The 21,520-nt window shown below is 59.7% G+C and carries 17 protein-coding genes; 11 read left to right on the forward strand and 6 right to left on the reverse strand.

Annotated elements, in window-relative coordinates; translation table 11 throughout:
- Positions 1–77 precede the first annotated feature (77 nt).
- The 7 genes from Q674_RS35025 to Q674_RS35055 all read left to right on the forward strand — a co-directional run bounded on the left by Q674_RS35025 (position 78) and on the right by Q674_RS35055 (position 8,017).
- Positions 78–1,763 (forward strand): diguanylate cyclase, encoded by a 1,686-nt coding sequence (locus tag Q674_RS35025; protein WP_023009445.1) that lies wholly within the window; start codon positions 78–80, stop codon positions 1,761–1,763.
- A gap of 24 nt (positions 1,764–1,787) precedes the next feature.
- A complete protein-coding gene (locus Q674_RS35030; RefSeq protein WP_023009446.1) occupies positions 1,788–2,927 on the forward strand; it encodes a response regulator in 1,140 nt (379 codons plus the stop codon).
- Positions 2,924–3,316: a response regulator gene (locus Q674_RS35035; RefSeq protein WP_023009447.1), complete on the forward strand. Its 393-nt coding sequence runs from the start codon at positions 2,924–2,926 to the stop codon at positions 3,314–3,316. Before Q674_RS35030 ends, Q674_RS35035 begins: the two co-directional genes overlap by 4 nt.
- Positions 3,317–3,385: 69 nt before the next feature.
- On the forward strand, positions 3,386–3,706 hold the full coding sequence (locus Q674_RS35040; RefSeq protein WP_011787074.1) for a DUF2288 domain-containing protein: 321 nt from the start codon (positions 3,386–3,388) through the stop codon (positions 3,704–3,706).
- A 61-nt stretch (positions 3,707–3,767) separates the two neighbouring features.
- The gene (locus Q674_RS35045) at positions 3,768–4,676 is read left to right on the forward strand and encodes a lysine exporter LysO family protein (protein ID WP_023009448.1); all 909 of its coding nucleotides are present in this window, start codon (positions 3,768–3,770) and stop codon (positions 4,674–4,676) included.
- A 108-nt stretch (positions 4,677–4,784) separates the two neighbouring features.
- Positions 4,785–5,741, forward strand: a complete 957-nt coding sequence (locus tag Q674_RS35050; protein WP_023009449.1) for an ABC transporter substrate-binding protein — start codon at positions 4,785–4,787, stop codon at positions 5,739–5,741.
- A complete protein-coding gene (locus tag Q674_RS35055; protein ID WP_023009450.1) occupies positions 5,738–8,017 on the forward strand; it encodes a diguanylate cyclase domain-containing protein in 2,280 nt (759 codons plus the stop codon). Before Q674_RS35050 ends, Q674_RS35055 begins: the two co-directional genes overlap by 4 nt.
- Here the strand turns inward: Q674_RS35055 and Q674_RS35060 are convergent.
- The 3 genes from Q674_RS35060 to Q674_RS35070 all read right to left on the reverse strand — a co-directional run bounded on the left by Q674_RS35060 (position 7,999) and on the right by Q674_RS35070 (position 11,690).
- Positions 7,999–9,606, reverse strand: a complete 1,608-nt coding sequence (locus Q674_RS35060) for a Na/Pi cotransporter family protein (RefSeq protein ID WP_023009451.1) — start codon at positions 9,604–9,606, stop codon at positions 7,999–8,001. The two genes, Q674_RS35055 and Q674_RS35060, sit on opposite strands and share 19 nt — an antisense overlap.
- Before the next feature lie 69 nt (positions 9,607–9,675).
- Positions 9,676–10,884, reverse strand: coding sequence for an HD-GYP domain-containing protein (locus Q674_RS35065; RefSeq protein ID WP_023009452.1), 1,209 nt, complete (start codon positions 10,882–10,884; stop codon positions 9,676–9,678).
- Positions 10,881–11,690 (reverse strand): TatD family hydrolase, encoded by an 810-nt coding sequence (locus Q674_RS35070; RefSeq protein WP_023009453.1) that lies wholly within the window; start codon positions 11,688–11,690, stop codon positions 10,881–10,883. The genes Q674_RS35065 and Q674_RS35070 overlap by 4 nt, the downstream gene beginning before the upstream one ends.
- A gap of 119 nt (positions 11,691–11,809) precedes the next feature.
- Between Q674_RS35070 and Q674_RS35075 the strand changes: the two genes are divergently transcribed.
- Complete coding sequence (locus tag Q674_RS35075; RefSeq protein ID WP_023009454.1) at positions 11,810–12,640, forward strand: polyphosphate kinase 2 family protein; 831 nt, start codon at positions 11,810–11,812, stop codon at positions 12,638–12,640.
- 10 nt (positions 12,641–12,650) lie between these two features.
- A complete protein-coding gene (locus Q674_RS35080; RefSeq protein ID WP_023009455.1) occupies positions 12,651–13,922 on the forward strand; it encodes a D-amino acid dehydrogenase in 1,272 nt (423 codons plus the stop codon).
- A gap of 2 nt (positions 13,923–13,924) precedes the next feature.
- On the opposite strand, the gene Q674_RS35085 is transcribed toward Q674_RS35080, so the two are convergent.
- On the reverse strand, positions 13,925–14,296 hold the full coding sequence (locus Q674_RS35085; RefSeq protein ID WP_023009456.1) for a hypothetical protein: 372 nt from the start codon (positions 14,294–14,296) through the stop codon (positions 13,925–13,927).
- On the opposite strand from Q674_RS35085, the gene Q674_RS35090 reads away from it, so the two are divergent.
- Complete coding sequence (locus tag Q674_RS35090) at positions 14,295–15,539, forward strand: methyltransferase (RefSeq protein ID WP_023009457.1); 1,245 nt, start codon at positions 14,295–14,297, stop codon at positions 15,537–15,539. The genes Q674_RS35085 and Q674_RS35090 overlap by 2 nt on opposite strands.
- Positions 15,540–15,616: 77 nt before the next feature.
- Here Q674_RS35090 and Q674_RS35095 read toward each other — a convergent pair whose 3' ends face one another.
- Both Q674_RS35095 and Q674_RS35100 read right to left on the reverse strand, forming a co-directional pair.
- On the reverse strand, positions 15,617–16,822 hold the full coding sequence (locus Q674_RS35095; RefSeq protein WP_023009458.1) for an OmpA family protein: 1,206 nt from the start codon (positions 16,820–16,822) through the stop codon (positions 15,617–15,619).
- 168 nt (positions 16,823–16,990) lie between these two features.
- Positions 16,991–19,315 (reverse strand): ATP-dependent helicase, encoded by a 2,325-nt coding sequence (locus tag Q674_RS35100; RefSeq protein ID WP_023009459.1) that lies wholly within the window; start codon positions 19,313–19,315, stop codon positions 16,991–16,993.
- 57 nt (positions 19,316–19,372) lie between these two features.
- On the opposite strand from Q674_RS35100, the gene Q674_RS35105 reads away from it, so the two are divergent.
- On the forward strand, positions 19,373–21,514 hold the full coding sequence (locus tag Q674_RS35105) for a tRNA(Met) cytidine acetyltransferase TmcA (RefSeq protein ID WP_023009460.1): 2,142 nt from the start codon (positions 19,373–19,375) through the stop codon (positions 21,512–21,514).
- The last annotated feature ends 6 nt before the right edge of the window (positions 21,515–21,520 follow it).

Raw genomic sequence — 21,520 nt, forward strand, 5'->3', positions numbered from 1 at the left:
TCGAGAGCGGAAAAACGTGGTTACATAGAGCTTAGAGTATTTCCAGAGTCGGAAAAACCAGGATTCGGGGAGTTTTTTTGGATAACCAGCAGCAAGATTACATCAGTGATCGCCTGAACGTTCTGAGACTGCGTTTTATCGAGCGTTTGAGGGGCGAGTTGGCGTACCTTTCAGACTTTGCTGACCAGGTTAGGAAAGGTCATGTCGATGAACTGGCACTTAATGACTGTCGTCAGAGACTTCATAAGTTGGCGGGATCTGGGGGCACGTTTGGTTTCCCGTCCCTTGGAGAATTTGCACGAGATCTCGAAAAACGTCTCAAGCGAGAGCAGAAAGCGTTGGCGGCGGAATCTGACGGCCAGTTCGATTTTCTTCCCGTTGATGAAAACATCGCCGACCAGCTCGAGCTCCTGATTGGCATCGCCGATCTGGATAACCCGTTGTCCACGGAGCGGGAGCGATCGGTGCAACCTGATGAAGAGCTGATTTCCCATGGCATGCAGGTTCGGCTGATCGTGGTCCTTGATGCCACGGATCAATTGGCGTCTTTGCCGGATGAATTGCAGAAATACGGGTTTTCCGTTGAGACGATAGAGAGCCGGGAAGGCGTGCTGCTAGCTTCGAGCGCTGACCCCTGTAACGCAGCAGCCGTGCTCTGCAGCGATGCCAGTATTGAAGGTGTGGCTCGTTGGTTGGAGGCCCACCCCCGCGGCGCCTATCAGCCACCGGTGCCGGTTGTTTGCATCGGACAGGCTGAAAACTTCGATCGTCGCTATCACGTTGCCCAGCACGGGGCACGTGCGTTCATGTCGGCGCCGGTGGATTTGCCCGAGCTGGTGGAGCGGCTGGAAACCCTGGTTCAGGAACTGGCCGCCGGCACCAAAGGCCGCGTGATGATCGTCGACGACGACCGGGAACTGGCCGAGCACTATTGCCTGGTGCTCAAGTCTGCCGGTATTGAGGCTCATGCCGTATCGGACCCTTTGACGCTGCTGTCAGAACTCTATGCGTTCGAGCCTGAGTTGTTGCTGATGGATATCGAGCTTGGCGCGCATTCTGGCGTCATTCTGGCTCGGATGATCCGCTTCCATGCCCGCTGGTTGAGCCTGCCGATTGTTTACTTGTCTTCCGAAGATGATCCGGAGCGCCAGCTTCGTGCACTGTCGGGCGGTGCCGATGAGTTCCTGGTAAAGCCGATTTCGGAAGACTACCTGATTCGTGCGGTGCAGATGCGCTGTCATCGGGCTCGGCAGCTGTCTGAGCTGATGAACCGCGATAGTCTGACGCGACTGCTGAAACACTCGGTAATCAAACAGGAAGTGGAAAGGGAGCGTCAGCGTTGCACCCGGGGCGATTACAGTTCTGTTGCGGTTCTGCTCGACATTGATCATTTCAAGCAGGTAAATGACACCTGGGGGCATGCACAGGGTGATGTTGTCATCCGGACTCTGGCCAATCTTTTGCGCAACCGGCTGAGGGAATCTGATGCCATCGGTCGCTACGGTGGTGAAGAATTTCTCGTGGTACTGCCGCATTGTGAGCCGTCAGCAGCCTTGCGACTGATGTCCGGTATTCTTGAGAGTTTTTCTGAACTGGAGTTTTCCAGTGAAGAAGAGGTGTTTCACGTGACGTTCAGCGCAGGGGTCGCAAAAATCAATGATTTTTCTGCCGGTGATCAAATCATCGAGGCGGCTGACAAGGCACTCTATGAGCGGAAACGAAACGGCCGCAATGGCGTTACGTTGTATACAGATAACGCGTAGGTCAATCATGTTGCGGAGAATGCCTTGAAAGCATTGGTGCTTGAAGACGATGATCTCTTTTCGGAACTGCTGGAGACAGTAGTGGCGGGGCTCCGTCCGGGCATGCGGGTGACGGTGGCGAGCCGGCTGTCCGAGGCCTTCCGGTTTGTTGACGATGACGATTTCGATCTGATTATTGCGGACTGGAACCTGCCAGATGGCTCGGGGCTGGAGCTGGTTCGCAGGGTGCGTTCGGCTAAAGCGACCATGCCCGTTGTGATCGTCTCGGCCCGGGCCGATCGGGACTCCGTTTTGAAGGCCGCCCATTACGGCATCAATGGCTATATCACCAAGCCTCTGGACGTTCGTGTCCTGCATAAGAAACTCACCGATCTCCTGTCCGATACTCCTGCGAAGCTGCCTTCGATCTCGAGTTATCTGGCCGATGCGCTGGAGAACATTACGCAGTTGCCGTCCGATCTGGATGCTGCTGAGATTCTGGATTTATACCGGCGTCAGGACGAGCTTTCTGCTTCGCAACTTGCAGAACGGTGGCGGGATCACCCAGCGCTGACGCTGCGCCTGCTGGATGTGGCCAACAGCACCTCCTTTCGCCGTACGGGTGAACCTCTGGATACAGTCCGGGACGCGATCAGTTCGATCGGGGTTGCGATGGCGTTAAACCAGGCGCTGGCATTGTCTCTGGATGTTTCGCGCAATATCCAGCATCCGCCGTTGCGCGCTCGGGTTGGCGTCTATTACGGCCAGGCGCTCAGTGTCGCAAAATCCGCCCAGGCTCTGGCGCTGAGACTCAAAAAGCAGCCGGTGCTGTTCCAGCAGGCTGGCCTGCTCAGTCGCCTTGGTGAGATGGCCCTGGTCAAAGTGCTGGATGAATACGTGGCGCTGGGTGGCGAAGTCGAGGAGGCCGCGTTTGAAGCCCTGTTTCGGGAATGGTCCGCACCGTTTGGAAACCGACTGAAAATTCACTGGCATCTGCCACTCGGTTTGAGGGAGTTGATTGGGGCAGTGCATTCGCTTGGTTCTGACTGTACCCGTGAAGACCGACTGGTGATGAGGGCGGCCTCTCTGGAAGCGGCAGGTGCGAAATCCGGCGAAGAATGCCAGCGTTTACTGCGACGGCTGGGCCTGGATGAGACTGAACCAAAGGAGTTAAAGCCCTCGTGAGCCAACAAGTTGATCGCGTGCTTTACGTTGAGGATGATGAGGACATTCGCAGTGTGGCTGAGCTGGCACTGGTGGATGTGGGCGGCTTCGATGTCTGCCTGTGTGCCTCCGGTCAGGAAGCCCTATCACGCATTGAGGAATTTGGACCGGATCTGGTTTTACTGGATGTGATGATGCCGGGTATGGATGGGCCTCAGACTCTGAAAGCCTTGCAGCAGCGCCCGGAGGGGCTGAATATTCCGGTTATCTTTATGACCGCTCGTTTACAGCCCTCGGAAATTGAGGAATACCGGTTGCTGGGCGCCATCGGTGTCATTCCGAAACCCTTTGATCCCATGACTCTGGCCGATGATATCCGGCGCCTGGTGGCCGACAACCCGGAGCGTTGAACCGGGTGCGTCGTCATCGGTTTTAGGGTAGGCTGGCGCCCCGCAAATGAACTGATCACCGAGGTTGTCATGTCATCCCCCCAGTCGCCGGAAGAAATCAAGGCCAAGCTCAACCTGGAGACCTCCCGCATTCACTGGCATGAGCTGCAAACCTATTATGCCCGGGGCCAGGTAGTGCGAGTGGCGCCAGAGCTGGACCTGCTGAATGTGGCGGCCCAGTTGGCGGCGGACAACAAGGCCCAGTTCGAGCACTGGATGTCCGGAGGGCAGGTGGGCGAGGTGGCACCGGACCTCGCGCGCGCCTGGTATGATCGCAACGCCGAACTCTGGGCGGTCGTCATTGCCCCCTGGGTGCTGGTACAGGACCGCTCCGGCGAGCGCCTGCACTGAACGCCCCTGATTTTCACCGCAACTGTCCTACACTTTATCCCTGTATTCATTCGAGGTTGTCATGCTGACCGGTGCGCTCCTGATACTGGCTCCGTTGTTTCTGGGCTTTGCCATTGCCCTCTCCAATCGCCAGCTGATGACCGTGATTCACTATTCGGTGGAGGCCCTGGTGTATTTCATTCTGGCTCTGCTGGGATTGGGGCTGGGGCAGATGGAAGGGCTGCTGGGTCAGCTGGGTACCATGGCCGCCCAGGTGGCGGGGCTGGTGCTGGTCTTGTTGGTGGCGAACATGGCGGGCCTTTGGCTGTTTCACCGTTGGCAGCCCATGCACACGGAGGCGGCTGAAACCGGTTCCAGGCCCGGTTATGGCCGCCTGTTTCTGGCAGGCCTCAAACCGCTTTTGTCCGTGCTTGTCGGTGCTCTGCTCGGGTATTTCCTGTTCCCGGATCTGCCGATGGTGGACGATGTGGCCACCTGGGCGCTGATGTTGTTGCTGTTCCTTATAGGGCTTCAGTTACGCAATGCCGGCCTGTCATTGCGCAAACTGCTGATGAACCGCCAGGGGCTGGGGATTGCACTGGCCCTGGTGGTTAGCTCCCTGGTGGCGGGGCTGGCTCTGGTGCCGGTACTGGATATCCCCTGGCATCAGTCTTTGGCCCTGGCCTCCGGGTTTGGTTGGTATTCACTCTCAGGCATTGTCATTGGTGATGCCTTGGGACCCGCCTGGGGCGGTGTCGCTTTCCTGAACGATGTGCTGCGGGAAATTATTGCTCTGGCCCTGATTCCGCTAGTGATCCATGCCCGGCCAGCCATGGCCATCGGCTACGGCGGAGCCACCGCCATGGATTTCACGCTGCCGGTCATTCGCAGCAGTGGCGGCCTGGCCTGTGTGCCGGTGGCTATCGCCTCCGGATTTCTGCTGTCCTTCCTTTCACCGGTGCTGATGGGCGTTTTTCTGTCGCTGGGATAGGTTGATTTTGCTCAATTTGACCCGGTGCAATGCTTTGGTCAGATTTACGGCTATAGTGGCTACGGATTAGTATGCAAAGAATAACCATATCGTCCCCGGAGCCTCTGGATGCACCGCCGTCAATTTCTGCAACTGACGATAGCTGCCGCTGTTGCCGCGGGCATGAGCGGTTGCTCCCGGTCTGAACCCCTGAGAACCGGTATCCACCCCTGGATTGGTTACGAACCCCTGTACCTCGCAGAAGAATTTGGTTGGCTGCCGGAAACGGTGCAACTGGTAAAAGGCCGGGCAGCCAGTGATTCCATCACTGGACTGATTTCTGGCAACCTGGACGCCGCAGCCCTGACCCTGGATGAAACCCTGAGAGTTCTTGCCGCAGGTGTACCGGTGAAGGCTGTAGCCGTCACCAATGTCTCCGTAGGCGCGGACGTGCTGCTGGTTCGGCCCGAAATCACCGGTCTTTCGGGGTTGAGGGGCCGGCGGGTGGCCGTGGAACTCGGTGGCGTGTCCGGCATCCTGCTGTTCTCGGTGCTGGAACGCGCGGGCCTGACCAGCAACGACATATCGGTGGTGGACATACCGGTCAACGAACATACCCGGGCCTGGCAGCGTGGTGATATCGATGCTTCCATCAGCTACGAACCGGAGGCCTCCCGGCTGGTGGCCGAAGGTGCGGTACGTCTGTTTGACAGCAGCCAACTGCCGGAAACCATCTTCGATCTGCTGGTGGTCACGGATGCTGCGGCCAGTCGGCAGCCAGCTGCGGTACGGGATCTGGTGAAAGGACATTTTCTTGGCCTGCAGCATCTGGTTCGCAACATGCACGATGCGGTCTATCGGGTAGCCACACGCCAGGAGGTGTCACCGGATATGGTGCGCCAGTCCCTGGCAACCGTGATGTTGCCGGAACTTTCGGCCAATCACCGGTACCTCACGCACAACGGTCGGCTGGAAGTGGTGGCGAAGACCCTGGAAAATATCATGGTTCGTGAGGGCCTGATGGATAAGCCCCTGCAATATGAGCACCTGACCGATCCGGCTTTCCTGCCACGGAGCCTGCCATGATAAAGGCTTTGCTTTCCCACTGCCTGGTTTGGCTGTTGCTGGTTGCTGCCAGCGTGCCTGCACCGGTGGCAGCCGGGGACTCGGTAACGCTCGGCGTTTTTGCCTACCGGCCAGATAATGTGATCAATGAACGTTATCAGCCCCTGGCCGACTACTTGACCCTGGAAACCGGCCTGCCGGTGAACCTGAGGGTGTTCAATCAGGATGATATGAACCGGGCCCTGGCCGCCAACCAGATCGATTTCTTCCTCACCAATCCCAGCCATTTTCTGGTGATTCGCAGTGAACGCAGCCTGACCGGCGCACTCGCAACCCTGGGGCGAAACTGGCAGGGCGAAACCACGGGCAGTATCGGCGGGGTAATCATTGCCCGTGCCGAACGGGAGGATATCAACCGCCTGCAAGACCTTGAGAAAAAGAGTATTGCTACGCCGGGGCTGACGTATCTGGGAGGTTATCAGGCCCAGGCGCTGGAGCTGGTCAATGCGGGCGTGGATGTCCGCCGCCACAACCGGATGGTGTTTCTGGGCAATCACGACAGGGTAATCCGCTCGGTGCTGTCGGGCGATACCGATGTCGGATTCATCCGTACCGGTATCTATGAAGAACTGCTGAGCGAGAACCCGAACCTTGCCGGCGAACTGAAAATCATCAATCCGCAGCAGCTGCGGGGCTATCCGTTCGTCCTGTCCACCCGGCTGTACCCGGAGTGGCCTCTGGTTTCTCTGCCCCATGTCGACAGCAGGACGGTACGCCGGGTTGCTTCCGCCCTGTTTGCTCTGGAGCCAGAGCATGCGGCGGCGCAGGCGGCGGGTCTGGCCGGGTTTTCGCCGCCTGCAGATTACCAGTCGGTCGAAATGCTGAGCCGAAGCCTGCGGATGCCGCCGTACGATCAGGTGCCGAGGGTAACCTGGGTCGACATACTCCACCAATACCGTAACTGGGTGATTACCGTTGCTGTGCTGTTTGTACTGCTGGTAATTATGAGTCTCTGGCTCGGCCGCAAGAAAAAGCAGCTGGCCTCTGAAGAGCGCAGGCTGCGCACACTGATTGCCAGTTGGCCCCAGCCGATGCTGATGATCCGCAATGGTGAACTGGTGGACTGCAACCGGGCGGCCGTGGATCTGGTTGGCTATACCTCCGAAGCTTCGTTGTTGGGCAAGTCTCTGGCGGCCTTCTCACCTCATAGCCAGCCGGATGGAGCTCCGTCGTCACAGAAATCCGAGGCGCTCTTTACCCGGGTGACGGCTGGAGAGGTGTCCCAGACGGAATGGCTGTTTGTGCGTTCGAACGGGGAACGGGTGTGGGTGGCCATGACCCTGGCCCCGGTTTATGAACACGGCAGCGACATCCCTTCGGTACTCTGTTCCTGGCATGACATCACGCGCAGAAAGCAGGCTGAGGAACAGCAGCGGTTGGCGTTAAGAGTGTTCAAGAATGCCCGGGAAGCGATTTTTATCACCGATGCCCACGGCGTGGTGATGGACATCAACGAGGCCTACACCCAGATCACCGGGCGGGATCACAAGTCTGCTATTGGCAGCCTGCCGCCCATGCCGGTAGATGAAGGCAGTGCCATACTGGTGGCCGCCAGCAGGCATGGAGTGTGGAGCGGAGAGTTTGCAGCCCGGCATCAGGACGGCCAGGCCATTGTCTTGAACCTGAGTCTGAGCAGTGTGCTGGACGAGCAGGGCGAACTGTCCCATTTTGTGGGTGTCTTCAGTGACATCACAAGGCAGAAAGAGATCGAGAAGCAGCTCCGGATCATGGCCCACTACGACGCCCTGACCAATTTACCGAACCGGGTACTGTTCTCGGATCGTCTGCACCAGTCCATGGCCCAGGCCCGTCGGCAGAATTACCGGTTGGCGGTTGTCTACATCGATCTGGACCAGTTCAAACCGGTGAATGATGCCTTTGGTCACGATGCCGGTGATGGCTTGCTGGTGGAAGTGGCCCGGCGCATGCGTGCGACCCTCCGGGAGGAGGACAGTCTGGCACGATTGGGCGGCGACGAGTTCGCCGCCATCATCGTCAATGTCCCGGACGCGGTTACCCTGGATATATTGCTCTCGCGTTTGCTAACGGTCATTGCCGAACCGGTGTGGGTGGCCAATCACAGCGTTGAAGTGTCTGCGAGTATGGGGTACACCCTGTACCCTCAAGGCGAGGAAATAGACGGAGATCAGCTGCTTCGCCAGGCTGACCAGGCCATGTATCGGGCCAAGCGTGAAGGCAAGAACCGCTATTACTGTTTTCAGGATGCCGATGCCTGATCATGGCTTTGGTTGAGTAGCCCCACGCCGTCCTGCCAATACAGCGCCTTGCTCCACTGATCGGTGAGCCGGCGCACGGCGCTGAGCTCATCCAGAACCTGGGCCCCCAGGCTGGAACTGAATTCCCGCCGGATCATCTTCTGCAGGGTGGCTGCTTTCAGCTGATGGTAGACGGTTTCGGCTTCCTGTAGCTGCTCCGGTACGGGCGTTTCTGAGGCCACCAGCGCCCGAATAACCTCAAAATAGCGGTTGAAAACCGACTCCAGAGTCTCGAAATCCGTGCGCCGGGCCAGCGCCCGAAGTCGAACCAGATGCAGGGTCAGCTCGGTGGCTTCAGCCAGGTAACGACAGGTGCGAATGCTCAGCGTCAGGGCATCTACCACCGACGGATGCATTTTCTCAGCTCTCAGGCGCCCGATGTAGTCGGTGATGGCCAGATTCAGGTTACGCACGGCATCGGCCTTCGGGCGGACATCGGATTCCTCCAGGCTTTCCCGGTCCAGGCATACCCGCAGCAACCCCCGGCTGTGGCCAATCAACCGCTTCATCTCCTGATCCACGGCGCCGATGGCCAGTTCTGGTGTCGTCACCAGGGTGTCATCGAGATATCGCGGTTCGGCGTTGTCTTCTTCCTTGCTGCGGAATAGCCGGCCCAGAAAACGGGCGAATGGCAGGGTGAAGGGCAGCATGATCGCGGCACCCAGAACGTTAAACAGGGTATGGAACAGGGCCAGCGAAACCGCCGGGTTGGCTTCCAGATCCAGCCAGTCGGTCAGGGTATTCACCAGCCAGAGCATGGCCGGCAGTACCAGCAGGGCGATGACGCCGGTGACCAGGTTGAACAGGATGTGGCCGGTGGCCAGCCGGCGGGCGTTTGCCGTGGCTTTCAGAGCCGACAGCGCGGCGGTCGACGTGGAACCCAGATTGGCGCCAATCACCGCCGCCGCAGCATTATCGAGCGGAATCAGGCCGCCGGCCGCGGCGGTGAGCACGATGGCCAGCGCGGCGCTGGAGGACTGGGTTAGAACCGTGGCCAATAGGCCAATCAGCATGAAGGCCGGCAGGCCGTAATCGGCGCTGATCAGGTTACCGTTCTGGAAGCCGAGGGCTGACGATTCCAATGCGGTTTTGAGAATCGACAGCCCCAGGAAAAACAGCGCAAAACCTGCCAGTGCTTCCCCCAGAAACTGGTTTCTCGGGTTGCGGCTGATCAGCTTGAAGCCCACCCCGGCTGCCAGCAGTGGCAGCGCCATGGCTTCAATCTTGAAGCCGAAGCCAATCAGGCTGACCAGCCAGCCGGTCATGGTGGTGCCGATGTTGGAGCCGAAAACGACGCCCAGGGACTGGGCCAGGGTCATCAGGCCGGCATTCACAAAGCCAATGGTTGCCACGGTAACCGCGCCTGAATGCTGCACGATTCCGGTAATGACAAAGCCGGCAAACAGACCGCGTAGCGGAGTTCTGGTCCAGTGTCCCAGCATATGGCGCAGATGATGGCCGGCGGCGTTTTTCAGACCGTTGGTCATCATCTCCATAGCCAGGAGAAACAGGGCCAGACCGCCCAGAACCTGGAAAACCGATGACAGCATGATGGGTTATCTTTTTTATGGATGGGGCTTTAACACAAGCCTAGCAGAGCCCGGGCAGCTTTCAGAGTGTCAGACCAGAAACTTCCGGATATCGAGTTTGTAGTCGTCTGGATCGACCGCCCGAACGATCCGGTCCTGGTTGCCGGGGCGAGACAGATCGATGGTATGCAAGGTTACAGGCATTCGGAACTTCGTATTGTACATAACGCGCACCACGGGCAATCTCTGGTCAGATTCATTCGTTTCGATGACCACGCCCAGCTTGCCGCTTTCAAGTAAGACCAATGAACCTATCGGGTACAGCCCAACGCAACGGATAAACTGTTTCACCAGCGTCGGGTCCAGATGATCCCCGGACCACTCCAGCAGTTTCTTCAGCCCTTGAGTCGGCGTCAGGCCTTTGTGGTAAACCCGGTCAGCAGTGATAGCGTCGTAAACATCAGTGATGGCAACCATGCGTCCGTACTCGGTGATTTCGTCGCCTTTGAGACCTTCTGGATAGCCGCTGCCGTCCAGTTTCTCATGATGTTGGGCGGCGGTTATCACGGTGATCTCGCCGATGCCTTCGGTGCTGGCAAGAATGTCACGGGAATGGCGGGCGTGCAGCTTCATGACCTCGAATTCTTCCGCCGTCAGTCGGCCAGGTTTGTGCAGAACCTCATCGGGCGTAAGAATTTTTCCGATGTCGTGCAACAAAGCGCCTACGATGGTCTGGTGCAGAACATCCTGAGAGAGTTTCCGGTAATGTCCGAACAGTGACATCAATACGCTCAGATTGACTGAGTGTTCCAACAGGTAATTGTCTTTCTCGCGGATCCGTCCCAGGCAACTCAGGGCATTGGCATTGCGTAGTACCGAATTTTGCAGCTCGTCTGCGAGCTGGTGAATCGGGGCCACATCAATTGCACCACCAATCTTGACGTTGTTCATGAAACTGCCCACCAGGCTTTGGGCCTGGCTGTGCACCTGTTGAGCAATAACTATTTCTTCTGCCAGAGGGGCCTTCGGGGTGTATCCCGGCTTCAGGGCTCCGGCGTTCTGCAGGGCCGTTTCATTGCGCTGATCCACATGCGCCGCCGGCTCGGAATCCTGGCAGTCGGCGCCACGGGTGACATCAATGTAGATATATTGCACGCCCATCCTGCGGATTTTTTCAATGGTCTCTTCCCGCTTTATCACCCCTTGCTTGCGCTGGGTGTTATGGGGGATCCAGTCGTTGTTCAGGTCGGTGATGTACATGCCGACCTTCAGGGCGGAGACAGGAATGCGCTTGATCATTGATGGGGGAAAAACGTTCTCAGGCTGTTTTGATAGGTCTGACTTAATACCTGATCCATCGGCAACTCCTTCACGTCGGCAATTTTCTCGGCCACGAACGGCAGGTAAAACGGTGCGTTTTCGCGGCCGCGATAGGGTACGGGTGTCAGGAACGGGGCATCGGTTTCCAGCAGGATCTGTTCGATGGGCGTCATGCGTACGATATCGCGCACGTTCTCGGCCTTATTGAAAGTGGTGATGCCGTTGAAGCCCAGGCACCAGCCCTGGTCGATGGCGTATTGTGCCAGCCCGGGCCCGGAGGTGAAGCTGTGAATAACGCCCCGGCGCTCCAGCGAATGCTCGAACTCTTTCAGAATCGCGATGGTGTCGTCATCGGCGTCGCGGCTGTGAATTACCACCGGGCGGTCGCTGTCGCAGGCAATCTGCAGCTGCCGGCGAAACACGTCCCGCTGCACGGCGCGATCGGCATTGTCGTAGAAATAGTCCAACCCGATCTCGCCGACGGCCACGATCTTGTCGTCGGTGGCATGCTGGCGAATCTCCGCCTCCACCTCATCGGTGTAGGTTTCCGCTTCATGGGGATGAATGCCCTGGGTACCAAACACCCAGTCAGCCGAACCAGCCAGCTCGCGCACTGCCGCCAGGTTCTCAGGTGACACGGCAATGGTGATCACCTTTTCGATGTTGACCCGCTGGCTTTGCTCCAGGGTATCGGACAACGGCCGGTCTTTCAGGTAGTCCAGATGGCAGTGGGTCTCGATGATCGGGTGATCGAATACGGGAATCTCACGACGTTTCTTGCTCATGCCGGGGTACTAGACTCCATCAGGGTCGGTGTGTGGATGCTATTCTGAGAAGCGAATCACACAAGTTTATCACTTTGTACGATTACTGACCTGCATCGTGGCGATAGGGAGTTTCCTTGATGAAGTATACGGCGTTTGCCCGTTCCTGGTTCCTGAATCCCGACAAGCCGGCTCTCGAAGGCTATCCCTCTCTGTACGAGGGCGAAGACAAGCTACCTGCGCTTGAAGCCAGTCTGGAGGACATCGGAGAGTACCAGAGGCGGTTGTGGGCGAATCGTAAGCGGGCATTGCTGGTCGTCATCCATGGCCCGGACACCAGCGGCAAGGACAGCCTGATCCGGACGCTGGCCACCTATGCTGACCCGGCCGGCTTTCATGCCTGGTCATTCGGGCGACCCAATGAAACGGAAGCAGCGCATGATTTTCTCTGGCGGGTGACGCCCTATCTCCCCGCCTATGGCCAGATGGTGGCCTTCAACCGTAGTCATCATGAGGCCGTGATCGGGGAGCGGGTATGGCCCGTGCGTGATGCCGAAACCTATCACTGGCCGGCCCGGTTCGAGGCGATACGACATTTTGAGCGTCACCTGGTCAGCGAAGGCACCTGTGTCGTAAAAATCTGGCTCAATCTCTCCGAGGATGAGCATAAACAGCGATTGCTCAAACGTCTGGACAAGCCCAGGAAGCGCTGGAAGTTTGACCGCTCGGACATCGAGGGCTGGAAACAGCGCACCCGTTATCAGGCCTTCGCCGAGGAAGCCCTGGCTCAGACCCACACCGAGGAAGCCCCCTGGTTCATTGTGCCCGGCGACCGCAAGCCCCAGGCCCGGGCGATTGTGGCGGCACTGCTGGCCGAGGTGCTGAAACAGCTTGCGCCGGACTACCCGGCCGAACATCCGGATGTACTGGAAGACTATCGTCAGCTGCTGGCAGCGAATGGTGTCAGCTAATGGAGGTATTATGCACATCGCAGTGGTAGGTGGTGGCGTGGTGGGTGTTACCACCGCCAGAGAACTGATTCGCCGGGGGCACCAGGTGACCCTGCTGGAGCGACACGACCTTGCTGGTAACGAGACCAGCAAAGGCAACGCCGCCCAGCGGTCTTACGGTGTGGTTTACCCCTGGGCTGATCCCTCCATGGTCTTCAAGGCACTGCCTTGGCTGTTCAAAACCGACGGCCCGCTCAAGCTGCGGGTGCCGCCTTCGGTAGAAGCCATCAAGTTTATGTTTGCCACCCTGCGCTATGCCTGGAGCCCGGGACTGTTTGGCCTGAACAAACGGGCCATGCTGCGTCTGGGTATCCACAGTCGGGAGCGCTTTCTGGCCCTGGAACAGGAGCATGACCTGAGCTTTGATGGCGACCACAAGGGCCTGCTGCACCTGGCCAGCACCCCTGAGGCCATGGATGATTATCGTGAGATTCACGACCTGCTGAATGAGCTGGGCATCGCTTCGCAGCTGCTCACGCCCGAGCAGGTTCGAACCGCGGAGCCGGGTATGACCGGAGACGGGCCCCTTTATGGTGCCATCAGCTATGACACGGACGGCACCGGCGACTGTCACCTGTTTTCTCGGGCACTGGCGCAGGTGTGTGAACAACAAGGGGCAACCTTCCACTATGGTGTCGAGGTTGAGCGGCTGTTGTTTGATGACGAGAAGGTGAACGGGATCGAGTATCGAACCCGCAGCGGCGAGTTAGTAAACCTGGAAGCGGATGCGGTGGTGGTTTGTGCCGGATGCTGGTCACCGCAGCTGGTTCGGCCCCTGGGGCTGGAGCTACCGATCTATCCGATCAAGGGTTACAGCCTGACAGTGCCCCTCAGCGACCCGGACAAGGCCCCGGCCAGCACGATCCACGACGATAACCTGAAAGTAGTGTCGACCCGACTGGGCAACCGGCTCCGGGCCACGGGCTTTGTTGAGCTGGCGGACTTCAATCGTGACATTCCGGAGGCGCGCATCGCCACCATCAAGAAATCTGTGCGTTCACGCTTTCCCGGCTGCGCGGATCTTGAGGCTGCCGAAACCTGGACCGGTTTCCGCCCCATGACCCCGGATGGCCCGGCCATCATTGGCCGAGGGCCACGCCGGAATCTGTTCCTGAATACCGGCCACGGCACCTTCGGCTGGACCCTGTCGGCGGGCAGCGCCTCGCTGATTGCCCAGGTCATCGACGGTGAAGAACCGGCCGTGCCGCTGGATGCGTTCCGGCCCGGGAGGTTCCAGGAGTAAACTCAGAGTTTGCGCTCGAGGTTGCCGCACAGGGTGTGAGCAAAGCCGACGTCCCGTTCGGAAAGCATGGGCAGGCGCTGGAATACCCACTGCGACAGCTTGCTGTCGGCCGGGGCATCCAGCGCCGGTAACAGTGTTTCCAGGCGTTGTCGCAAGGCGCCGAGGCTGGCATCCGAGGCGACCTCGGGCGTGCTGTCACTCTGGCGCGCCAGTCCGGACAGCTCCCAGGCATACAGCATGACCGCCTGGGACAGATTCAGGGACGGATAGCTGACCGCCATCGGAAAGCCGGTAAGCAGATCGCACAGGGCCCGCGCAGCGGCGCCGACATTTTCCGGGACTTTCGGTTCAACCAGTACAAAGGCCAGTTTCATGACATTACCTCCGGCGGCGAGTTTACACCAAGCCTCGGGTTGTTTTTACCAGCGCTGGCAGTCTTTGAATGACTGGCTGCGGGAACTGGAGCCACTCTGGCGCCCCATCCCGTTCATGGAACCTGCCCCCGCCTGGCGCGACGCGCATCCGGACCTGGCGCGCTGGCTGGAGGCGCTTCCTGAGGAGGACTGTCAGGACTGGGAGGAGCGGCTCCCGGAACTGTCCTCGTTGTTAGCCGGGCATGTCCCGGCGCTGGCCCGGTACCGGGATCTGCTTGATTTACCCCGTCTGGCGACCGAGGCCGAGGGCCGGCAGGCGGAACTGGCGGAGGTGGCCGCCGTTGATATGCCTGGCCGAAAACGACAGCAGGCCGGCGCATTCGCCGCTGCAATTTCACCCTTGGGCTATCCGGTACTGGACTGGTGTTGTGGCAAGGGTCACCTGGGCCGGACCCTGGCCCGGCGGGGGGCGATGGAAGTAACCGGATTTGAATGGAATCCGGAACTGGTGACCGATGGCAACCGCCTGGCCGAGCACTATGGCGACCCGGTTCGCTTGTCTCATCAGGATGTGATGGTCGATGGGCTTAAACTGCCTGAGTGCCACCATGGGGTGGCGCTGCACGCCTGTGGCGATCTGCACCGCCGGCTGATGCAATCTGGTGCCCAGGCCGGTTTGCCCCGGCTCAGTCTGTCACCCTGCTGCTATCATCTGACCGGGGGTGAACGGTATCAGCTTCAAGCCCGGCAAACCCGGGAATACGGCCAGTGCTTGTCGGTGGATCGTAACGATCTGCGACTGGCAGTCCAGGAAACGGTCACGGCACCGGAGAGAGTGCGCGAGCAGACCGCGCGCATCAGTACCTGGCGCCTGGGTTTCGATGCGCTGCAGCGGGAGCTGACCGGCAACAGGCATTACCTGCCGGTACCGTCGCACCCGGCGCGGCTCAATAATGGCCGTTTCGAGGATTTCTGTCGCTGGGCGGCGGCAAAGAAACAACTGACTCTGCCCGCCGATGTTGACTGGACAGAATGGCTGGCGCGCGGTGAGGAACGATATCGTCAGGTGCGCCGGCATGAACTGCTGCGGCACCTGTTCCGGCGGCCCCTGGAACTCTGGCTGGTCCTGGACTACGCCGTGTTTCTGGAAGAACAGGGTTACCGGGTTCGACTGGGCACCTTCTGTGATCGTCAGCTGACGCCAAGAAACCTGCTACTGGATGCGGAACGTGAGGGCGGTTGAAAGCCTGAGCGCTTTCTGACTGCGGAATCAAAAAGAAAGGCGCCCGAAGGCGCCTTACCGAGGTTGCCCGGATTGCCTTAACGGCGAACCTGGATGCGTGCCTCAACACGACGGTTCTGGGCACGGCCAGCCGGCGTATCATTGGTGGCAACAGGCTCGGCTTCACCATAGCCCACCGCGCTGACACGGTCCGGATCGACACCCAGAGGCCCGGTCAGTCGACCGGCAACCGCTTCTGCCCGGCGCTGGGACAGAAACTGGTTGTAGCCCGCTTCACCGGCGCTGTCGGTATGGCCAGCGATCTCAACGGTGGTTTCCGGGTATTCCTCCATGAAATCGGCGACGCGACGAATTTCGTTGTCATAGGCGTTGTCGATAACAGAGCTGTTGGTGGGGAACTGAACCCGCAGTTCAATGGTTTCCACCGTTTCAGTAATGCCCTCACAGCCGGTTTCATCCACCGTGGCGCCCGCGGTGGTGTCCGGGCATTGATCCTGGCTGTTCACCACACCATCGTTGTCGCTGTCGAGCTCACAGCCGCGACTGTTAACCTCGGCCCCGGCTGGGGTGTTGGGACACTGGTCGCGGCTGTCCGCCACGCCGTCATTGTCGCTGTCCAGTTCGCAGCCGCGGCTGTCGACGCTGGCCCCGGCCGGAGTGCCCGGGCACTGGTCGCGATTATCGGGCACGCCGTCGTTGTCGGCATCGGCCGGGGCTTTCGGGGCCGGGGCAGAAACCGTGCGGGTAAAGGCCCAGCTCAAGCCAAGCGAGACCATGGTGTCGAAGGTGCTTTCATCAATGCCATGGAATTCCCGCAGATCGCCACGAATGGAGATGCCATCACTGACGTTGTAGCGGAAGCCGGTACCCACATTGACACGGGTTTCATCGTGATCGGTACCTGCCGAGCGGTAGGAAATGGAATCTCCCAGCCCGAAGTCGGCATGGCCTGCACCAAGAGAAACGTAAGGGTTCCAGGCAGCTTCCGGGCCGGCGAAGTAATAGGTGCCGTCTACCCGGATTTCGTCGAAATCGGATTCGCCAGACACATATTTGCGGTCGGCGTCGGCCCGTGAGTACAGGGCCTCAACTGACCAGTGAGGGCGGAAACGGTACTCAACACCAACACCGAAGGTGCCGGTTTCACTCAGGTCCCGTTTATCGTCAAAGAGCTGGAAGCCGGCAAACGGGTTGATGTAGATGGTTTCCTGGCGTTCCGCCAGGGCTGGCGTCGTAAGGGATGTTGCAAGGGCGGCCAGAGCGACCGGGCGCATGAGTTTCATGCAGAACCTCCTGTCTGATTATTATGTCCTGAAGCTGTCTCCGTTGAAGACGGATAAACTCCGGTAAAACACCACGTTACTGAAAATCTAGGCCAGTAAGCCATAAAACACAAAATTTGGCATCTCTCGACGTCTTCGCATTTGTACGCAGCCTTCACAGGCGACAGATCAATCACCCGCTGGCGTGAAATACAGGTGCGCGCTTTTTTTACTGAAATTCAGCCTGTCGCCATTGCCAAACCGGACCTCGAACGAGCTTTCATCTTCCGAGGTAACCTCACCTGTGCCAAAGATAGCATGGGTCAGACGCTGCTGATGCCACACTGGTTCCGCCGTGTGTGGGCTGACCGTTCCTTCGCTTTCCAGCTGAACGCCCTCGCGTTCAGCGTATCGCAGACTCACGGGGGTTAATGGGTGATCCAGCCTAAGGGGCTGGTCTGTCGGGGCAGTACCGGTATCCAGCGCGGAGCCGAGTTCCTGGGCTAATCCAAAGCACAGTTCGGAAACAAATCGACTGGGACCTTGGTCGCCCGCCAGATGCGGGCTGGCCGGGGTGGGCCGGGTAATCAGGTGCAGATGGTGGCGGGTGCGGGTCATGCCCACGTAAAGCAGCCTGCGCTCGCTTTCCAGCAGGGCCCGGGCATCGTCCTGGGGACGCGGGCTGTAGGGCAGATATTTCTCCTGCAGGCCGGGAATGATTACCACGGGCCATTCCAGTCCCTTGGTCCGGTGAATGGTGGACAGCAGGACACCCTCGTCCCGATGTTCGCTGGCCTGTTGTTTCAGCAGGCTCAGGTGGTCCAGGGCTCCGTCGGCATTGACTTCCAGGCTTTTCAGGTAGTCGCGAAAACCCTGAATGGTATCAATCCGCTCCTCGGCACTGTCATGGGTCAGTGCGAGACTGCGAATACCCTCATAGAGATCCATGTGCTCGGCATAGACGGTGATCAGGCCAGCCACCGGCCCCTGGTAACGGTCGAGTTGCTGCAGGACTTCACCGAGTTTTTTCAGCTTTCTGGCAGCCATGGGCGCCAGGGCGTCGAAATCCAGACTGAGCAGCCGTTCGTGCCAGCCGGTGTCGAACGCCGCCAGGAACCGGGCCAGGTTTTCCAGTTCCGGTTCTTTCAGGCCTACGTGGGGGAACCTCAGAATCTGGCGGGCAATGTCCAGTCGGTCATTTTCTGCCAGCTTGTCGAGCCGACGGGTAACCACTAGCAGCAGGGCCTGCACCGCCTGAACCTCGCGGCTGAACAGCGCGCCCTTACCGGTGTCGATCCGGTAGGGAATCTGGCGTGCCAGCAGTTTCAGTTCAATCGGCACGCTCTGGCTCCAGACCCGGAACAGGATGGCGCTCTGGCTTTGTTGTTCCGGCGCCAGTCCCTGCAGGATGGCCAGCACCTGGTTGCCATCGTTTTCGGCCTGATGCAGATGGATTTCGGTGTCGGGGGTGCCCGGGTGGGAATGGCACATCACATCCCGGCGGCCGGTGTTGTGGCAGATCAGATGGTTGGCCAGCAGTGCCACCCGGTGGCCGTAACGGAAGGTGTAGCTGAGGGTCTGCTCCAGCGGGCTTTCAAACTCATCACTGAACTTGCGCAGAATGAACTCGGGCCGGGCACCACGGAATTCGTAGATGGTCTGATCCGGGTCGCCGACCACGGTTACCCGGGCGCGGTCACCGGCCACATAACGTAGCAGCAGGTGCTGGATCTCGTTGGTGTCCTGGTACTCGTCCACCAGGATCAGATCCATTTTGTTACCCACCAGCCGCTGCAATGGCGGGTTCTGATGGATGGCCATCACCGGCTCATACAGCATGTCGGCGTAGCTGATACGGCTTTCGCTTTTACGCCACTGCTCGAAGGAATGGAACAGGTCAATCAGGTAGCGGTGTTTGTCGGAGTAGCCCAGCTCCTCGAACACCACCTCCGCGGGTGCCAGCCCGGTTTTGACGCGGTCGATAAAGCCGGTGGCGGTTTCGACAAAATCCTTCTTGTTGCGGCGGATTTCATCGGCCAGTTCCTCCGGTGCCAGCCGCCGGGTCAGCAGCCAGGCCTGGAAGCCGATCTCCTGTTCGGTCAGGATCTTTTCCGAAAAGCCCGGCAGATAGCCTTCGCGGACGAACCGACGATACAGCCGCAGGCCCATGGCGTGGTAGGTGCGGATTTCCGGCAGAGCCAGCCCGCTCTGATTGCAGACGGACTGTAACTTGCGCTCAAAATCCACCTTGGCGCTGCGGTTGAACATCAGCACCAGCATCCGGTCCGGATCGTGGCCCTGGGCCAGCAGGTAGCGGATGCGCCAGGCCAGCGTGGAGGTTTTGCCACTGCCCGCGACGGCGGTTATCACCGCGTGCTCGTAGCCAGAGGTGATGATGGCGCGCTGCTCGTCGGTCAGGTAATCCGGTAAGGACAGGTGGTCGGGGGCTTGGGTTTCGCTCGGCATGGTCGCTATTGTACTGGGCAACTGGTAGTGCGGATAGCGCTGCCGCATAATCCCGGCATAACTCAGGCTCCGATACATTCTTATGCCCAGCAGGTCCGAATTAACGTGAGTGATCAAACCGAGACAACAGCCTCTGACTGGTGCGCGTTCCAGCAAGCCCTGGCGGATAGTGGCCAGCGCCGGATGGTGTTGGTTGAGGGGGAGCGGCAGGTTGCGGTGGCCCGGGTAGCCGGGTTGTTGCAGGCGTTGTCGAGCGCCGAAGGTATTTGGGTCGGGCGCGAGCAGGATGCGGCCAGGGCTGGGCTCGGTCATCTGCGTGTTAAAGATTACCGGCGTGTACTGGGCCGGGAACTGCCCGTGCTGGTCTGGGATGGCTGGGAGGGAACGTCTCCAGACGCGTTTGCGGCACTGTCCGGCACATTGCGGGCCGGTGGATTGCTGTTCTGGTTGATGCCCCCGCTGGCGAAGTGGTCGAACTTTGACGATCCGGACTATGGCCGAACCGGGCTGGATCGGACGAGTGCTCATCCCTTTGCTGCCCGGTTGGCGGCGATACTGGCCGAAGATCCCGATGTCATTCGACTTGTGGCGGAAGATGCCAGCGTGCCTGATCTTAACCGGCCGGAGCCGGGCAGGGCGGGCTTTCAACCCGGGCAGACGGCCGAGCAGCAGACGCTGGTTGCCGACATAGTGCGCGCTGGCCAGGGCCGCCGCCGACGGCCGCTGGTGATTACTGCCGATCGCGGCCGAGGTAAATCGTCGGCCCTTGGCATGGCTGCTGCCCGCTTGCTCGAAACCGGCCGGAAACGGGTGCTGGTAACGGCACCTTCGGCTGATAATGTGGCTACCCTGTTCGCTCACGCCCGGCAGGCACTGGGTGATGCTCTGGCACTGGATACGGCGACCCATCTGACCACCCGGTCCGGTCACGAACTTTGCTTTCTGCCGCCACAGGAACTGCTGTCGCAGCGGCCGGAGGCGGAAGTGGTCATGGTCGATGAAGCGGCGGGTTTGCCGGCCCAGTGGTTGAAAGCCGTGTTGCTGGGCTGGCCGAGGGTGGTGTTTGCCAGTACGGTGCATGGCTATGAAGGTACCGGCCGGGGCTTTGCCTTGCGTTTTCGACAGATTCTGGAGCAGGAAACTCCGAACTGGCGCGCCGTCAGCGTTCGCGAGCCCATTCGCTGGGCGCAGGGCGACCCGCTGGAGCGACTGGTTTTCCAGCTGTATCTGTTATCGGCAGACGCGCCGGAGCCGCAACCGTTCGTCGCCGGCGACGTACACATTGAACGCTGGCAACCTGCCGCGGCCAGCGAACAGACCCTGGCGGAGGCCTTTGGTCTGCTGGTCAATGCCCATTACCGGACCACGCCCGCCGATCTTCGGCAATGGCTGGATGACCCCGCCGCGATGACCTGGCGGGCCAGCGTTGGGGGGCGGACCATCGGCTTGCTCTGGGCATCCACCGAAGGTGGCCTGGCACCTGATCTGGCTGAAGAGGTGGTCGCTGGAAAACGACGGCTCAGGGGCCATATGCTGGCCCAGTCACTGGCCAATCATGGCGGCGCCCCCGCCGCTGCTACCCTGGAAACCCTTCGAGTGGTCCGCGTAGCGGTGGCGGAATCGGCACGCAGGCTTGGGGTCGGCCAACGGCTGGTGGCGGCTGCCCGTGAGGCCTGTGTTCAGGATGGGATGGATGCATTGGGTACCAGCTTTGGCGGCGAACCGGGTTTGTTGGCGTTCTGGCACCGATGTGGCCTGCGCATCGTGCGTATGGGGCTGAGCCAGGAGGCGTCCACCGGAGAGTTTCCCCTGCAAATGCTGATGGGCACCTCTGAGCCGGGGCAGCAGCTTCAGCAACAGCTGAGCAGCCGGTTCGCCCGACACTGGCAACATCTGGTGTCCCGCCATTGGTGCCAACTGGACCATGAACTATTGCTGGCCATCTGCGATGCCTTGCCATCATCGGCGTGGCTGGACGACGATGATCGCCGGGATCTGACTAACTTCGCGTATGGCTTTCGCGGCTTTGAACTAACCTTGCCGGTTTTGCAGGAGCTCTCTGCCTGCAAGGGTATGGCTCACCGAATTCAAAGCCATCCGGAGGCAAAGCTCTGGTGTCGTGCGGTATTGCAGGGCTGGTCCTGGGTGCAGTTGCAGGAGGCCGGCCTGTGCCGGGGCCAGCGCGATGCAGAGGCGCAGCTGCGGTTGCTGGCTCGAGAACTTCTGCAAAACGAGACGGAGTTGTGACCGGTT

Source organism: Marinobacter sp. EVN1, assembly GCF_000475375.1.
Taxonomy (GTDB): domain Bacteria; phylum Pseudomonadota; class Gammaproteobacteria; order Pseudomonadales; family Oleiphilaceae; genus Marinobacter; species Marinobacter nauticus.

Excerpts from the sequence above, each read along its gene's own strand:
- Q674_RS35045 (WP_023009448.1), top strand. The coding sequence starts at position 3,768 with ATGCTGACCGGTGCGCTCCTGATACTGGCTCCGTTGTTTCTGGGCTTT.
- Q674_RS35080 (WP_023009455.1), top strand. The coding sequence starts at position 12,651 with ATGCACATCGCAGTGGTAGGTGGTGGCGTGGTGGGTGTTACCACCGCC.
- Q674_RS35085 (WP_023009456.1), bottom strand. The coding sequence starts at position 14,296 with ATGAAACTGGCCTTTGTACTGGTTGAACCGAAAGTCCCGGAAAATGTC.
- Q674_RS35100 (WP_023009459.1), bottom strand. The coding sequence starts at position 19,315 with ATGCGGCAGCGCTATCCGCACTACCAGTTGCCCAGTACAATAGCGACC.
- Q674_RS35070 (WP_023009453.1), bottom strand. The coding sequence starts at position 11,690 with ATGAGCAAGAAACGTCGTGAGATTCCCGTATTCGATCACCCGATCATC.
- Q674_RS35095 (WP_023009458.1), bottom strand. The coding sequence starts at position 16,822 with ATGAAACTCATGCGCCCGGTCGCTCTGGCCGCCCTTGCAACATCCCTT.
- Q674_RS35065 (WP_023009452.1), bottom strand. The coding sequence starts at position 10,884 with ATGATCAAGCGCATTCCTGTCTCCGCCCTGAAGGTCGGCATGTACATC.
- Q674_RS35075 (WP_023009454.1), top strand. The coding sequence starts at position 11,810 with ATGAAGTATACGGCGTTTGCCCGTTCCTGGTTCCTGAATCCCGACAAG.
- Q674_RS35090 (WP_023009457.1), top strand. The coding sequence starts at position 14,295 with ATGACATTACCTCCGGCGGCGAGTTTACACCAAGCCTCGGGTTGTTTT.
- Q674_RS35060 (WP_023009451.1), bottom strand. The coding sequence starts at position 9,606 with ATGCTGTCATCGGTTTTCCAGGTTCTGGGCGGTCTGGCCCTGTTTCTC.
- Q674_RS35055 (WP_023009450.1), top strand. The coding sequence starts at position 5,738 with ATGATAAAGGCTTTGCTTTCCCACTGCCTGGTTTGGCTGTTGCTGGTT.
- Q674_RS35050 (WP_023009449.1), top strand. The coding sequence starts at position 4,785 with ATGCACCGCCGTCAATTTCTGCAACTGACGATAGCTGCCGCTGTTGCC.
- Q674_RS35040 (WP_011787074.1), top strand. The coding sequence starts at position 3,386 with ATGTCATCCCCCCAGTCGCCGGAAGAAATCAAGGCCAAGCTCAACCTG.